Source organism: Nevskia soli DSM 19509 (genome assembly GCF_000711955.1).
GTDB lineage: Bacteria > Pseudomonadota > Gammaproteobacteria > Nevskiales > Nevskiaceae > Nevskia > Nevskia soli.
Genome location: NZ_JONR01000014.1, coordinates 34,305 through 50,429 on the forward strand (window position 1 = coordinate 34,305; position 16,125 = coordinate 50,429).

General features: G+C 70.2%; 3 protein-coding genes. All 3 read right to left on the reverse strand.

The features are described from left to right. Positions 1–6: 6 nt before the first annotated feature. The 3 genes from BP26_RS0108295 to BP26_RS0108305 are packed head-to-tail and all read right to left on the reverse strand — an operon-like array spanning position 7 to position 16,118. Entirely contained in the window at positions 7–1,608 is a 1,602-nt protein-coding gene (locus BP26_RS0108295) for an alkaline phosphatase family protein (protein WP_029920113.1), read from the reverse strand. 45 nt (positions 1,609–1,653) lie between these two features. Next, a complete protein-coding gene (locus tag BP26_RS0108300) occupies positions 1,654–6,576 on the reverse strand; it encodes a type I polyketide synthase (RefSeq protein WP_051748668.1) in 4,923 nt (1,640 codons plus the stop codon). Beyond that, complete coding sequence (locus BP26_RS0108305) at positions 6,576–16,118, reverse strand: type I polyketide synthase (RefSeq protein ID WP_029920115.1); 9,543 nt, start codon at positions 16,116–16,118, stop codon at positions 6,576–6,578. Before BP26_RS0108305 ends, BP26_RS0108300 begins: the two co-directional genes overlap by 1 nt. Positions 16,119–16,125: the final 7 nt, after the last annotated feature.

Genomic DNA, 16,125 nt, shown 5'->3' on the forward strand with positions numbered 1-16,125 from the left:
CTCGCATCATTCCATGTAACCGAGCATCTGCAGCTGCTCGATGATCTGCTTCTTTTCGTTGTCGTCCATTTCCTCGGACTTCTCGCGCTCGCCGCCGCGCACGGTCGGCGCGCCGATCTTGACCGGGTTTTCCGACAGCCAGGCGCCGCTGAAGAAGGTTTCAGCCACCTTGCCTTCGAAGTCCGAAGGGGTGGGCAGGCCCAGGCTGTGCAGCAGGGTCGGGGCGACGTCGACGATCTTGCGCTTGCCGACCATGCCTTCGGCGCTGATGCCTGCGCCGTAGGCCATGAAGATGCCGTCCGGGTGGTGAGTGCCGATCGGGTTGGGGCGCTTGACCACGGGCGGCTTGACGTTGCGGATGGAGACGAAGCCGTTGTCGCGCAGGACCAAAGTCAGATCACAGGCGTCCTTCATGTGGGCGCCCTGGAACCAGTCTTCGCGCTTGAGCACGTCGACGATGACTGGCTCGCCGTCGTCGTTGCGCAGCTTCTTCAGGTCCTCGATCAGCTTGTCGCGGACGCGGTTGTAGTCCTTCTTCGGGATGCCCGGGTCGCCCGGCTTCTCGGCGACGCGGATGTAGATGCCGTTGGAGGAGGGGGTGCGGCAGTAGGCGACGGTCTTGCTCCAGTCCAGGTTGGCGAAGTCCGAGGCTTCGCGGCGCAGGGCCTGCTCGCTGCCGTCGCTCTCGGCCCACTTGAGGTAGCCGAGGTCTTCCAGGTAGCTGTTGATGCGCAGCACTTCGACGGTGGCGGTGAAGCCGTGGTCGGAGGCGAAGAACACCTGCGCGTCCGGGCCGACCAGTTCGACCAGGCGCTTGATGTAGCGGTCGACGTTGCCGAAGTATTCGCGGCAGACGCCGCGCACGCGGTTGTAGAGTTCGCTGCGCTCGGCCGGCATCAGGCTGGGGTCGAGGAACTGCCAGGCCTGGTGCTGGATCTTGTCGGTGCCGTCGAACATCACCGCCATCAGGTCGGGCTTGTCGTTGGCCAGGATGTATTCGGCGATGTGGAACCACTGTTCTTCGCGCGGCAGGTGGTAGCGCACCCAGTTTTCCATATCGGCGTCGGACAGGCTTTCCATGGCCTGCTTTTCCTTGTCGAAATCCCAGGCCAGTTCCTTCGGGTCGAAGCCGGGGATGGCCTGCTTGATGCGCTCGAACAGGCCGGCGGGATGGGAGTTGCGGCGCAGGTGCTTGGCCGGGATGAAACCCGGCACGATGGCGCCGTTGGTTTCCTTCGGCGGCGGCGCGGTCAGCGGGAAGTTGAGCGCGGCGATGGTCTTGCCGGCGCGCGAGGCGATGGACCAGATCATTTCGGCGTCGACGTCGCGGCTGTCGTAGAGGGTCCAGTAGACTTCGCCGCCCTTGTCCTCGGCGCGGATGAAGTCGAACACGCCGTGCTCGCCGGGGCCCTTGCCGGTCATGATGCTGGTCCAGGCCGGCGGGGTCAGGGGGTTCGGGGTGGAGCGCAGCTTGGCGCGCACGCCCTTGGCCATCAGGCTGGCCAGGAACGGCATGGCCACGCCTTCGCCGGGCAGGTCCTTGGTCATCTCGTTGAGGACGGTGTAGGTGCAGCCGTCCATGCCGATGAAAAGCGTCTTGGTCGTCATCTCGTGCTTCCGTTCGATCCCTTAACTATATTGATGTAATGACACTCAGGCCCGCGCCTGCAGCGGCGCGGCGCCCGTCTCCCCTTCGGCGCGGCACAGGGCGAAGATTTCCGCCGCCGCGTTGTGCAGTTCCACCCGGTACTCGACGCCGCCATGGCGCACCCGCGCCAGCAGCTGCCCCGCTCCGCCGCCGGCTTCGACGGCGGTGATGGTCCAGTCCAGCGGCCGGCCTTCGAGTCCGCCGCCGGAGGCCTTGGCCGCCGCTTCCTTGGCGCACCACAGCGCCACCGCGGCCTGCTTCTGCGCGGGGGCGGGCAGGCTGCGCAGGAACTGCTGCGCCTCGGCGGCGCTGAAGGCGCCGGCGATGAGGTCTTCGGCCTCGATGCGTTCGATGCGCTGGTAGTCTACGCCAAGCCGTGCGCCGGCCGGCGCGCAGGCGGCGAGGGCGCCGCGGCTGCTGTGGCTGATGGAGACCGCCGGAGCGGTGATGCCGGCCGGCAGGCCCCAGACGCGCGAGACGTAGGGCTGGCCGTTGGGGGCGTTGGCGATCTCGATGTCGGCGCTGGCCAGGTGCAGGCCGTGCTGCTGCGCCAGCCATTCGCGCACCGCTTCCTTGGCGGCGATGCGGCCGACCAGCCATTCCTCGCGGCGCGGGCCATTGGGCGGCAGCTCGCGGTAGAAGATGCGGCGCTCGTCGGTGTTCAGCACCAGGTTGGCGATCATGCGCTGCCACAGGCCGCCGCCCTGGTCGAGGTAGCCTTCGGCGAAGGGCTGCAGCAGGCGCGCGGCCATGCCGCGCTGGGCCAGGGCCTGGGTCATCCACGGATCCGACATGAAGCGCGTCACCGGATCGATGCGGAAGTGGTGCAGGTTCTTGGCGATGGTGAAGGTGCGGCTGCCCCAGTTGGCGGCGCGCACGATCAGGCGGCCCTGTTCGTCGAACACGTCGAAGTGGGCTTCGATGCGCACGCCGTCCTTGTGGGCGACGTCGCCGCGGCAGATCAGGCGCGTGCCGGCGGGAGGCGGATCGGCGTACTGCGTGTAGTGCCCGACCTGGAACGGGAAGCAGGTCCAGTCCCAGGAGAATTTCTCGGTGAGCCAGTAGGCGGCGAGCTGGCCCACGGCGTCGAGCAGGGCGCCGTCCATGCGCATGGTCGGCTGGGTGGTGAAGCTGAAGTAGTCGGCGGTGGAGATGGCCGTCATGTCGGCTTCGATGGCCGTCTCCGACCAGCGCCGCAGATGCGTCACGCCTTGCAGGCGCGGGCCGTGGAACATGCCGTGGCTGTACAGCTCGCCGGCCGGGTTGTTGATGGCGCCGCGTTCCTTCTGGCTGGTCCAGGCGCGCACGGCGGGCGCCGCCGGGAAGGCGGCGGCCAGCACCACCAGGCCTTCGAAGACGGCGACGCCGAGGGCCGGGCCGCGGCCTTCTTCCTGGAGGAACAGGCGCACCATCACGCGCGCTTCACCGGCCGCGCCGGCGGCCTGCTTCTCGGCGACGATGCGCAGGCGCAGCGGGCCGTCTTCGGCGCCGAGCCAGCGGCTGCCGCGGGCGTTCTCGATGCCGACGACTTTCAGATGGCTGCCCGCGAGACTGGAGCCGGCCTCGGCCAGGATCTCCATGCTCAGGGTGAAGGGCATGACGATGAGCGAGCGCAGGCCCGGCTGTTGCGCCGAGGGCGCGGGGCCGATGGCGTGGTCGCGCAGGAACAGGTGCGTGTCCGGGTCGTAGCTGCATTCCATCACCAGCCGCTCGGCGCTGCGTTCGACCACGCGGCCGAGCAGGGGATAGGCGGGATCGCCATTGCCACCGGCTGGGGCGGCGACGGCTTGCGGCTGGCCGGCGAAGGCACCAGCTTGCAGGCCGAGGACGCGCGACTGGCTGTCGAGGAAGTCCTGCATCAGGCTGAAGTGCGTTTGCAGGGCTTGCAGGCGCGGATCGGCGGGAGCGGAAGGCTTGGCCGGCGCGGGCGCGACGATGGCGGCGGGCTGCGCCGCCGGCACCGCGGGCACGGCGGCGGGCGTTGGGCGCTCCAGGTAGACCACCTTGGGCTTGGCCTCGGCGGCCTGCTGGGCCGGGAAGGGCTTGCTCCAGCCTTCGGGCACATGGATGCCGGGCATCTGCAGCTTGAGGCGGTACTTGGCGCGGGTCGGCAGGCGCGGCACGGCGGCGAGGTCGACGTCGTCGATGTCGCGGTGCGTGTACAGCGCTTCCGGGCGCAGGGTCACGCCGGCGGCGTAGACCTGGGCCAGGGTGTGGTGCAGCTGGGCCACGCCGGAGCGGCGGCGGCTGTTGCTGGCCACGGCGACGACATCGTCCTTGTCGCGCAGGGTGTCGGAGACGAAGGAGGTGAGGTTGCCGCTGGGGCCGACTTCGATGAACACGCGCACGCCGTCGGCGTAGAGGCGTTCGATGGTTTCGACGAAGCGTACCGGGTGATCCCACTGCGCGGTGGCCAGCTCGCGGATGGCGGCGGCGTCGTGCGGGAACGGCGCGGTGCTGCAGGCGCTGTAGAGCTGGGCGCGGCCGGGGCCGAAGTCGAGGCTGTCGTAGTAGGCACGGTAGGCGTCGGCCACCGGCTTGAACTGGGCGGTGTGGTAGGGCCGGCCGAAGGGCAGCTCGGCGCAGACGGCGCCCTCGGCGGCGAGCTGTTCGCGCAGCGTGTGAACGTCGGCGGCGCTGCCGTAGAGCACCAGCTGGTTGGGGCAGTTGTCCATCGCCAGCAGCATCGGCGTGGTGCCGTCGGCGATGCGCGCCAGCAGTTGTCTGCGCGCGTCGGGGCGCAGCGCGCCGATGGTCAGCAGGGTGCCCTGGCCGATCTGGCCGGACTGGTCGAGCTTGCGGAAGATGCGGTTGAGCTCGCCCACCGCTTCGGCGATTTCCTCGCGCCGCTCGAAACGGCGCACGCCGCTGACGGTGATGGCGGTGTTCTCGCCGGTGCTGTGGCCGAGCATGGCGTCGGCGCGCAGGCCGAGGTCGTCGAAGATGGTCTGCAGGCCCATGCTGGCGGCGAACACCAGCTCGGCCGCGACGTCCATGTCGTACAGCTGCTGGTCGAGCTCTTTCAGCGTGGCTTCGTCCACCGCGGTCGGCGGCGGGTTGAGGATCGGGGCGCGCGAGAGCGAGCCGCGCTTGTGCGCGGCTTCCTCGATGAAGTCGAACCAGTCGCGCACCTGCGGGAAGTTCATGCACAGGTCGCCCAGCATGTTGGGGTACTGCGAGCCTTCGCCGGGGAACAGGAAGCAGACGCGGCCGGGCGCGGTGCCGTGGCCGTAATACATGCCGGAGCGGGTCTTGAACGGCGCCGCGTCGGGGCGGCGCAGCTTGGCCACGCACTGTTCGAGCTTGGTGACGAGATCGTCGAAGCCGGTGCAGACCAGGGCCAGGCGGTATTCGCCCTTGGCCTGGGCGGCGGCGGCCTTGGCCACTTCGGCCAGGCTCGGCGGCGCGTTGCCGCGCAGGCGGGTGAGGATGCGCTCGGCGGAATCGGCCAGGGCGGCGGCGGAGTCGGCGGCGAACACCACCAGCTCGGAGACGCCGGGTGCGTGCAGCACCGATACCTGGGCGCGATGCTGCGGGCGGTATTCCTCGAGAATGATGTGGGCGTTGATGCCGCCGAAGCCGAAGGCGTTGACGCCGGCGCGGCGCGGATGCTCGGCGCCGTGGATCCAGGGACGCGCTTCGTTGTTGATGTAGAACGGCGTGCGCTCCAGCTCCAGGCCGGGATCGGGCTCGTCGCACAGCGTCGGCGGCAGGATCTTGTGGTGCAGGGCCAGCGCCGTCTTGAGCATCGCCGCCGAGCCGGCCGCGGGCAGGCAGTGGCTGATCATCGACTTGACGGTGCCGATGGCGATGTCCGGCAGCTTGCCGCTGCGCGGTCCGAACAGGGTGCTGAGCGACTGGATCTCGGTGCGGTCGCCGACGGCGGTGCCGGTGCCGTGGGCTTCGATCAGGCCGATGCTGGCGGGATCGATGCCGCTGCTCTCGTAGGCGCGCTTGAGCGCGAGCACTTCGCCTTCCAGGCGCGGCGTCAGCAGGCCCTTGGCCTTGCCGTCGGAGGCGATGCCGATGCCCTTGATGACGGCATAGACGCGGTCGCCGTCGCGTTCGGCGTCGGCCAGGCGCTTGAGCACCATGACGCCGACGCCTTCGCCCAGCAGGGTGCCGTTGGCGCCCTTCTGGAACGGGCGGATCTTGCCGTGCGACAAGGCCTGGATCTGGCAGAACTGGATGTAGAGCTGCGGCGGGGTCTGTGCGTGCACGCCGCCGGTGAGCATCAGGTCGCAGCGGCCGGAGACCAGCTCCTGCACCGCCTGGTTGACGGCGATCAGCGAGGAGGCGCAAGCGGCGTCGACGATGTAGTTGGGCCCCATCAGGTCGAGGCGGTTGGCGATCATGCCGGTGATGACGTTGGGCGTCAGCGGCCCGACCATCTCGCCGCTGTACGGCGGCAGCTGCTTCTTGAAGCCGGCGCGCAACTCTTCCAGCTCGGCCTCGCTCATGTCCGGGCGGACCTTGCGCACGATGTCCATGGCCTGGTCCATGAACATGCCGTGGAACAGCACGTTGGCCTGGCCGCGGTTGGAGTAGGTGCCGCGGCCGAGCACGATGCCGGCGCGCTCGCGGTTGAACGGTGCGTGCAGGTAGCCGGCGTCGGCCAGGGCGTCGCGCGCGTGCTTGAGGGCCAGCAGGTGATCGGGATCGCCGCCGTCGGCCATGCTCGGCATCACGCCGAACTCGGCCGGATCGACTTCCGCCAGGTCGCGCAGGAAGCCGCCCATGGTGGTGTAGATGCGGTCGTTGCGCCGGGAGCAGTTGGCCACGTCGAGGTAGGGGCCGGCCCATTCGGCGTCGGCCTCGCCCACCGAATCGACCTTGTCGAGGATGTTCTGCCAGTAGGCGCGCAGGTTGCGCGCCCCGGCATAGCTGCCGGCGAGACCGACGATGGCGATGTCGAGCGTCTTGCTCATCAGGCGATCAGTCCGGCCGCCAGGGCGTTGCCGCCGGGAGACAGGCGGTTGAGGGCCTGGCTCATGGTGCTCTCGCCGTCGACGATCTGGATCCGCACGTTGCCGGAGGCGTCGACGATCTGGGCGTCGTAGATCAGGGTGTAGTCGTTGGGCGAGGGCTTGAGGCGCATGGCCAGCGACAGCGGGCCGTGCAGCGGCGCCACGCCGAAGCGGGTGACGCGGCCGAAGCGCGAGGGCAGGGCGCCCATGTCGCGGTGCACGCGGGCCCAGACCCAGGCGAGCTGCGGCGGGATGTCGAGCAGGCCCGGATCGAACAGCCAGCGGGTGTTGCGGAACGGCTCGCCGAGGAAGCTGCGCGGGCTGGACGGCATCACGTCGGCGTCGATGCCGCTGGCGCCGATGCCGCTGATGCGCTGCACCAGGCGGAAGCGCGGGCCGTGGAACAACAGTTCGTTGTAGGCGCGGCTGGCTTCCATCGGCACGGCATCGGCCAGTGTTTCGATGCGCGCGGTCGGCATTTCCGGCAGCTGCGCCATCAGCACGGCGGTGGCGCGGTAGCAGGCCGCCTTGCGGTGCGGGTCGAGCAATTCGATGGTCACGGCCTGCTGGCCGGGCTCGGAATGGGTCGAGGCGCGGGCGCGGAACACCAGTTCGCGGCCCTGCTCGCTGTCCAGCACGATGCCATTGAGGGCGCGCACGTCGCGCAGCTCGGCCACCTGCCATTCCGGCCAGCCGGCGGCGACGAACTGCGCCATGTATTCCAGCGCGGCGGCGGCGGGCAGCACCGGCTTGCTGTCCATCACGTGATCGCCGAGGTAGTGGTCCTCGTCGACGCTGAGCAGGTGCTCCAGGGTGACCGCGCCGCCGACGCCGATGCGCAGCGGACGGCGGATCAGCGGCAGGCTGCGGGCGTCCGTATCCGGGCCCCCGCTTTCAGGCGCGGCGGCAACCGGCTCGCTGGCGGGCGCCTGGTGCTGCCAGGGACCGATGCCGGCGACGAGCTCGACGTCGTTGCGCGAGCCGTAGGCCAGCTCGTCGAGGAAGAAGCGGCGGCCGGACATCACCGGGATCGGTTCGACGCCGCGCGAGCGGAAGCCGGCGATGATCGCATCGGTGGCCATGCCCGCGGCCCAGGGGCCCCAGTTGATCGAGACCACGCGCACGCCGGGCCATTCGCGGTGCAGCTGCCAGGCGAGGCGGTTGAGGGTTTCGTTGGCGGCGCCGTAGTCGCCCTGGCCGACGTTGCCGAAGCGGCCGGCGACGCTGGTGAAGAACGACAGCACCTTGAGGCTGTCCGGACGCAGGCGGCGGCTCAGCACGTAGGCGCTGTCCACCTTGGTGTCGTAGACGCGGTCGAAGGATTCGGCGGTCTTGTCGGCGATACGCTTGTCCTCGATCACGCCGGCGCCGTGCAGCACGGCGTCGATGCGGCCGTACTGCTCGTAGAGCGAGTCGATCATGGCGGCGAAGGCGGCGGCGTCGCGCACGTCGCAGGCGCGGTAGTCGACCTGCGCGCCGGTGGCGGCGAGGCGGGTGATGTTGCCGCGGATCTCGCGATCGGCAAGTACCGCGCGGTATTCACGCTCCAGTTCGGCCGGGGTGGGCTTGCGGCCGGCGGCGAAGGCCGCGTCGAGCAGCACCTTCTTCAGCGCCGGGCCTTCGCCGTGGGCGGCGGTGGCGGAAGCTTCGGCGCCGGGCAGCGGGGTGCGGCCGAGCAGCACCAGGCGCATGCCGGGACGCGCCAGTTCCTCGGCGATCTCGGCGGTGATGCCGCGGGCGCCGCCGGTGATCAGTGCCACCCATTCGCCGTTCGGCTGCAGGTGCGAGGCGAAGGGATGGTCGCCGATGCTCTCCGCCGCATGGACGAAGCCGATGCGGCTGGCTTCGGCGGTGCCGGCGTTGATGTAGCCGACTTCGCTGCGCTGGTCGGCGACGGCCAGTTCGTCGAGCAGGGCGTCGGCGATCTGGTCGGCCTGCGCCGCGTCCTCGAAGTCGACCATGCGCGCGCGCAAGGAAGGCCACTCGGCCATGGCGCAGTTGAACAGGCCCACCGCCGCACCGGCCGCGGCTGCGCCGCGGCCGGAGGCATCGCGGCCGAAGCTGCCGCCGAGGCGGCCGACCGCGAGGGCGACGGAATCGCGCGTGGACAGGTCGGGCCCGCACAGCTGCAACAGCTTGAACAGGGTCTTGGCCTGCGCCGTGGTCTGCTGCTTCCAGCCGGCGAGATCGCCGGCGGTTTCCTGCAGGCCGGCCAGGTGCACGATGCCGTGGATGGCGCCGTTGGCGCGGATGCGTTCGATGGTGGCTGCCAGGGCCGGCGCATCGGCGCAGGTTTCGGCGGAGAGGATCACCGCCTGGCCGCCGACGCCGACGATGCGATCGGCCAGCCGCTCGGCCACGCCTTCATGGTCGGCGGTCAGCAGGTAGCTGCCGCTGATGGGATGACGCTGCTGCGACAGCGGCGCCGGACGCGCGCGCGGTGCGAAGCGCGGCGTCTTGGCGGGCGCGGCCGCGACGGCGGGCTGTACCGTCGCGGCAACCGGCTGCGGTGCGGCGGGCGCGGCGGCGGGGAGTGCCGACGCCAGCGCCATGGCCGCATCGAGGATGGCATTGAGGCTGCGGGCCTTGGTGAACTGCTCCATGCCGGCCTGCATCGCTTCGGAAGCCGAGGCGGGCAAGCCTTTCTGCAGGGCGCCGAGGATTTCCACGCGCTTGATCGAGTCGATGCCGAGTTCGGCTTCGAGATCCTGGTCCATGCCGAGCATGTCGGTCGGGTAGCCGGTGCGCTCGGCGACGATGTTGAGCAACTGCGTCTGCAGGCCGGTGCGGTCCATGACGGGTATGGCCGCGGTGGCTGCCGGCGCTGCTGTGGGCGCTGCGTGCGCGGCTACGGCCGGTGCTGCGGCAACGGTCACTGCCGGAGCCAGGGCCATGGCGGCGTCGAGGATGGCGTTGAGGCTGCGGGCCTTGGTGAACTGCTCCATCCTGGCCTGCATCGCTTCGGAGGCCGAGGCGGGCAAGCCTTTCTGCAAGGCGCCGAGGATTTCCACGCGCTTGATCGAGTCGATGCCGAGTTCGGCTTCGAGGTCCTGGTCCATGCCGAGCATGTCGGTCGGGTAGCCGGTGCGCTCGGCCACCACGTTCAACAACTGCATTTGCAGGGCGGCGCGGTCCATCGCGGGAGCGGCCGGAGCGGCGATTGCCGAGGGAGCGGCATGCGAGGTCGCCGCCGCAGCGTTCGCCGCTGCCGGCGCCGCGACGCTGGCCGCCGGTGCCAGCGCGAGGGCGGCGTCGAGGATGGCGTTGAGGCTGCGGGCCTTGGTGAACTGCTCCATGCCGGCCTGCATCGCTTCGGCGGCCGGGGCGGGCAGCTTCTTCTGGAGGGCGCCGAGGATTTCCACGCGCTTGATCGAATCGATGCCGAGTTCGGCTTCGAGGTCCTGGTCCATGCCGAGCATGTCGGTGGGATAGCCGGTGCGCTCGGCGACGATGTTGAGCAACTGCGTCTGCATCGCCGCGCGGTCCATTGCCGGGGCTGCGGCGGCCGGGATCGGTGCGGTGTAGACGGTATTCGCCGCTGCCGGCGCCGCGATGCTGGCCGCCGGTGCCAGTGCGAGGGCGGCGTCGAGGATGGCGTTGAGGCTGCGGGCCTTGGTGAACTGCTCCATGCCGGCCTGCATCGCTTCGGAAGCCGGGGCGGGCAGCTTCTTCTGGAGGGCGCCGAGGATTTCCACGCGCTTGATCGAGTCGATGCCGAGTTCGGCTTCGAGGTCCTGGTCCATGCCGAGCATGTCGGTCGGGTAACCGGTGCGTTCGGCGACGATGTGGAGCAACTGCGCCTGCATCGCCGCGCGATCCATTGCGGGGGCGACTGCGACGGGCGCTGCCGCGACGACGGCGGGCGGAGCGGCGGATGCTGCTTCTGTCTTCGCCGCCGGTGCCAGGCTGGCCAGGTCGAGCTTTGCCTGTTCGAGGATGGCGTTGAGTGTCTTGGCGCGGGTGTAGCGCTCCATGCCGCCCTGCATCGCTTCAGCGCCGGCGCCGGGCATGCGCTTCTGGAAGGCGCCGAGGATTTCCACGCGCTTGATCGAGTCGATGCCGAGTTCGGCTTCGAGATCCTGGTCCAGGCCCAGCATGTCGCTGGGATAGCCGGTGCGCTCGGCCACGATCTCAAGCAAGGTTGCCTGCGCGTTGAACGCGGGCGTGACGTTGGCCACGCGGGCAACGGCGACCGGCTGCGGCGCCACGGCCACAGCAGCGACCGGAGCGGGCGCGGGAGTGGCGACGGGTGCCGGGGCGGCGATGACGGTCGGCGCCGGCATGGCGACGGGCGCCACTGCGGGTGCCGGCATGGACGGCAGCGAAGCGGCGACGGGTGCCGCACCTCCACCGAGGTATTGCTGGATCACGCGCTCCTGCAGATTCAGGAACTGGCGCATGGTTTGCTGGTAGGCGATCAGGGCATCGGCGTTCATGGCGGGCGCCATGCCGCCGGCGATGGCCGGTGCCGCCAGCGGAGCCGGCTGCGCGATCGGTGCAGGCGATGCAACGGCGGGCTGCGCCGCGATCGGCGCGGCAACAGGCATCGGAGCGGGCAAGGGTTTCGCAGCCTGCTTCGCCTTCTCGCGCGCTTCGGTGGACGTGCGCAAGTCCAGCGCCGGCAGTTTGCCGGTGCGCATCATCGGATCGTCCAGCGGACGGGCACAGCCGCCGCTGACCCACCAGGCGTGCTTGGGCAGGGCCACCGGCTTGATCAGTTCGGCCAGGCGGTTGAGGTCCAGGGCCGTGGCTTCACGAGTGTCGAACAGCTTGGTGATCTGCACGTCGACGCCGGCGGCCGTCAGTTCGGCCAGGCCGAGCAGCAGGCCGCGCAGGCCGCCGCCCTGGCCGTCGAGCGAGACGGCGATGGCATCGCGGCCGGCCAGCGTCTGCCTGGCCATGTTGGAGCAGGTGCCCTTGGGGCCCAGTTCGACGAAGACGCGGGCGCCGGCGGCGTACATGGCCTCGATCTCGGCGACGAACTCGACGCTGTTGAGCAGGTGCCCGTCCAGCGTGCTGCGGATGCCGCCGATGTCGGCGGGGTAAGGCATGCCGGTGGTGTTGGAATAGACCGGGAAGCGCGGCTCGCTCAGCGGCGCAGCCTGGATGGCGGCGGAGAGGCCGATCTGCGCGCCGGCCACCAGTTCGGTGTGGAACGCGCCGGAAACCGGCAGGCGCGACACGCGCACGCCGGACGCTTCGAGGTTCTTCGTTGCCTGTTCGACTTCGGCGGCGGCACCGGAGATGACCGACTGATCCGGCGAATTGTGGTTGGCGATCTTGACGCCGCTGAAACCGGCAATGGCCTGCTGCACCACCTCGCGCTTCGCCTGCACCGCGACCATGGCACCGGGTGCGCTGCTGCGCGCGGCCTCGCCCATGCAGCGGCCGCGCACGGCGGACAGGCGCAGGAAGTCCTGCGGCGACAGCACGCCGGCGGAGAGCAGCGCGGCGTATTCGCCGTAGCTGTGGCCGGCGGCGGCCATGGGCGAGAGACCCAGGCGTTCGGCCAGGCGCAGGTAGCCCAGGGCGAGCGCGCCGATGGAGGGCTGCGCCACGCGGGTGTCGGTGAGCGCGGCGGCCTGCTGCTTGTCGGTCTCCACGTCGAAGGCGGCGTGCGGCAGGATGGTGCGGGACAGCTGCTGCGGGAAGTCGCTGTGCAGGGTGCTGTCGGCCAGCTCCAGAGCGGCGCGCAGCTCTTCGATGTAGACCGCGGCCTCGCGGCCCATGTTGACGTACTGCGAGCCCTGGCCGGGGAACAGGAAGGCCACCTTGGGCGCTTCGCCCTTGAGGTTGCGGCCGAGGCGGACGCTGGCGGGAACCGGCTTGCCGTTGCCGCCCAGACTGGCCAGTACCGCTTCGATGTCGGCCAGCAGGCCGGCGAAATCCTTGGCGACGATGGCGAGGCTGACCGCGCTGCCGCGGCGGCTCTCGGCCTGGCGCGCCAGGCTGTAGGCGAGGTCACGCAGCTTGAGGTTGGTGCCCTGGCGCAGGGCCGTGGCCATGCGGCCGAGATCGGCGCTCAGCGCCGCTTCGTCCCTGGCCTTGAACAGGAACAGTTCCAGCGGCCAGCGCGCCGCGCCCGGCGCGGCAGAAGCGGCGAAGTTGCCGCGGTACTCTTCCAGCACGGCATGGAAATTGGTGCCGCCGAAGCCGAAGGCGGAGACGCCGCCACGGCGCGGGTAGTCCGGATTGGCCAGCCAGGGACGGGTGTCCTTGAGCAGGTACACCGGCGAGTTGGCGTCGGCGATGGTGTCGATCGGCTTGCTCACGCCGTAGTGCGCGGGCAGGGTGCGGTGGTGCAGCGACAGCGCCACCTTGATCAGGCCGGAGACGCCGGCGCTGGCCTTGGTGTGGCCGAGCAGGGTCTTGACCGAGCCGATGGCGCAGCTCTTGGGCAGGGCGCCTTCGGCCTGGAGGGATTCGGTGATGGTCTTGGCTTCGGCGCGGTCGCCGACCGGCGTGCCGGTGCCGTGAGCTTCGGCCAGGCCCAGGGTGGCGGGCGAGAAGCCGGCGCGGGCGTAGGCGCGGCGCAGGGCGCGCTTCTGGCCTTCGGGGCGCGGCGCGGTCATGCCCAGCGCCTTGCCGTCGGAGGAGCCTGAGACGGCTTTGATCACGGCGTAGATCTTGTCGCCGTCGCGCTCGGCGTCGGCCAGGCGCTTCATGGCGATGACGGCCAGGCCTTCGCTGATGGCGATGCCGTCGGCGGCGGTGTCGAAGGTCTTGGGCCTGCCGGTGGGCGACAGGGCCTGGGTCTTGGAGAAGCAGAGGAAGCCGAACGGGCTCTGCACCGTGTCCACGCCGCCGGCGATGGCGAAGTTGCTGCGGCCGGTTTCCAGCTCGTTCACGGCCATGCCGATGGCGGCGAGGGACGAGGCGCAGGCCGCGTCCACGGTGAAGTTGAGGCCGCCGAAGTCCATGCGGTTGGCGACACGCCCCGCGGCGACGTTGAGCAGCGCGCCGGCGAAGGACTCCTCGGTCCACTCGGGCAGGCGCTCCCAGACGCTCTCGTCCGGGTTCTCGATGAAGCGCGGGATTTCCGAGCGCACGGCGTATTGCGTGCCCAGATCGCCCAGGCCGCCGCCGGCGCCGAGGATGATGGAGGTGTTCTCGCGGTCGAAGTCGCCGTTGGAGTAACCGGCGTCGGCCAGCGCGCGCTTGGTCACTTCCAGGGTGAGCAGCTGCATCGGGTCGATGACCTTCATCGACTTCGGCGGGATGCCGTAGGCGATCGGGTCGAACGCCACTTCGTCGAGGAAGCCGCCCCAGCGCGAGTAGACCTTGTCGCGGGCGCGGCGGTCGGCGTCGAAGTAGAGCTTCCAGTCCCAGCGCGACTCGGGCACTTCGCCGAGCACGCAGACCTGTTCCAGGATGTTGTGCCAGTACTGGTCGGCGTCGTGCGCCTTGGGCAGCAGGGTGCCGAGGCCGACGATGGCGATGTCGCAGGGCTTGGCCGCTTCGACGCGGATCTCGCGCCGCTCCAGGTGCTGATTCAGGATCGCGGTGCCGCCGACGCAGACGTCGCTGTGCAGCTCGTCGATGGTTTGGGTCTTGTCGCGCAGGGTGGCGACCTGGCCGATCATGTACATGCCGTCGCTGAGCTGCTGCGCGGCTTCGACGGCGACGATGGCGCCGCTGCTGTCGCGGTTGACGCCCTTGGAGGCGATGCGCAGGCGGCCCATGTTGAGGTCTTCGAGGACGTCGCGGATCTCGTCGGCGGAACGGCCCTCGCGCAGCAGGGTGCGGCGGGTCTGGTAGAAGTCGCGGGCGAAGGTGGTGTCGGCGCAGCGGGTGGAATGGCCGGGGCCGGATTCCAGGTTGACGGTGCGGGCGCATTCCAGCGCCTGCGCCTGGAAGCCTTCGACGATGGCGCCGGAGTGCACGATTTCCTTGGTGAACAGGTAGGCCGTGCCCATCAGGCCGCCGACCTTCATGCCGCGCGCCGCCAGCGGCGCGGTGAGCGCGGCGAGCATGGCGCCCGAGCGGGCGTCGTGCAGGCCACCGGCGAACAGCAGGTGGTACTCGCCCTCGGTGCCGGGCTTGACGTCGGCCAGCAGCGCCTCGGTCATCTGCTCCCACAGCGGGAAGCTGGCGAGCGGGCCGATGTGGCCGCCGCACTCGCGGCCTTCGAAGACGAAACGCTTAGCGCCCTGCTCGATGTACATCTTGAGCAGCGCCGGCGCCGGGGCGTGGATGTAGGTAGGGATGCCGCGCTTCTCGAACTCCGCCGCCTGGTCCGGACGGCCGCCGGCAATGAGGGCGTAGGTGGGCTTGCACTGCCAGATGGCCGCGCACTGCTCCTCGCGCAGCGAGTGCGGCACGAAGCCGAGCATGCCCACGCCCCAGGGCAGGTTACCCATCTTGGCTTTGGTCTGCTGCAGCATCTCCAGCACCTGCGGACCGCGCATCAGGGCCAGGGCCAGGAACGGCAGGCCGCCTTGCAGCGACACTTGATACGCGAATTCGGGGCTGTCCGAGACGCGGGTCATCGGACCCTGGGCCAGCGGGTAGCGGGTGCCGTGCGACTGGGCCAGCGGGCCGCCTGGGGCCATGAAGCCCTGCTGCGCGGCGCTTTCGATCTGGCGCAGGCTGGACTTGCCCAGGGCCTGCACGAAGCGGCCGACGGTGCGGTACTGCGCGCGGTAGATGGCGGCGACGCCGATGCCCTGGCCCAGCGGCATCAGGTTGTCCGCGCTGCCGCTCCAGGACAGGCGGGCGTCGAGGCGGCTGCGCCACTCGGCCAGGTCCAGCGCGCCGGATTCGGCGGCGCGATTGTCCTCGTCGGACGCCTTCAGCGCCGCGGTGCCCGGGCGCGAGTAGACGCGGCAGGGTGCGTCGATCAGTTCGCCGAACAGCTTGGTCTCGGCGCCGTTGAGGCGGGCGAGTTCGTTCTGCTGCGCTTCCGGCAGGGGCGATTCGGCCAGCAGAAGCAGTTGGTCGTCCACCACCACGCCGGCCACGCCGAGGATGCGGCAGGCGGCGGCGCTGTGGATGCCGATGCCGCCGTGGACGTAGATCGGCTGCGAGATCTTGCCGGCCAGTTTCTGCAACAGGATGTAGCTGGTATCGACGCCGACCCAGCCGCCGGCCTCGTGGCCCTTGGCGACGATGCCATGATGCGGATAGGCGAGGGTGGCGGGAACGGCGGCGTCGGTGATTTCGGCCAGGACCTGGTGGGAAGCGGCGGGCTGCAGGGCGGCGTGCATCTGCGCCTGCGCCTCGGCGCTGCCGGCGAAGACCAGGGTGAGGGCTCGGCCCGGCGCAAGCAGGGCCAGCATCCGCCCGGCCAGCTCCGTGCTACCGGCTGTCAGACGCAGCCCGACGCGGGCCTCAGTGGCATCCAGCAGACGCCGGAAGTTGGCCAGGGCCCGGCTGCCGTCGCGGCAGAACTCCAGGTCCAGCAGGCCGATGCCGCCGGAACGCGCTACCGCCACGGCGATGCCGGGGTGGGCCGAATCGGCCGGTGTCAGGCCGAGGACGTCGAAGTTTTCCATGGTGCTCATCCCGCTT

What these genes read in the sequence shown, in the direction of transcription:
- BP26_RS0108300 (WP_051748668.1), bottom strand. Translation starts at nt 6,576, where the DNA reads ATGAGCAAGACGCTCGACATCGCCATCGTCGGTCTCGCCGGCAGCTAT.
- BP26_RS0108295 (WP_029920113.1), bottom strand. Translation starts at nt 1,608, where the DNA reads ATGACGACCAAGACGCTTTTCATCGGCATGGACGGCTGCACCTACACC.
- BP26_RS0108305 (WP_029920115.1), bottom strand. Translation starts at nt 16,118, where the DNA reads ATGAGCACCATGGAAAACTTCGACGTCCTCGGCCTGACACCGGCCGAT.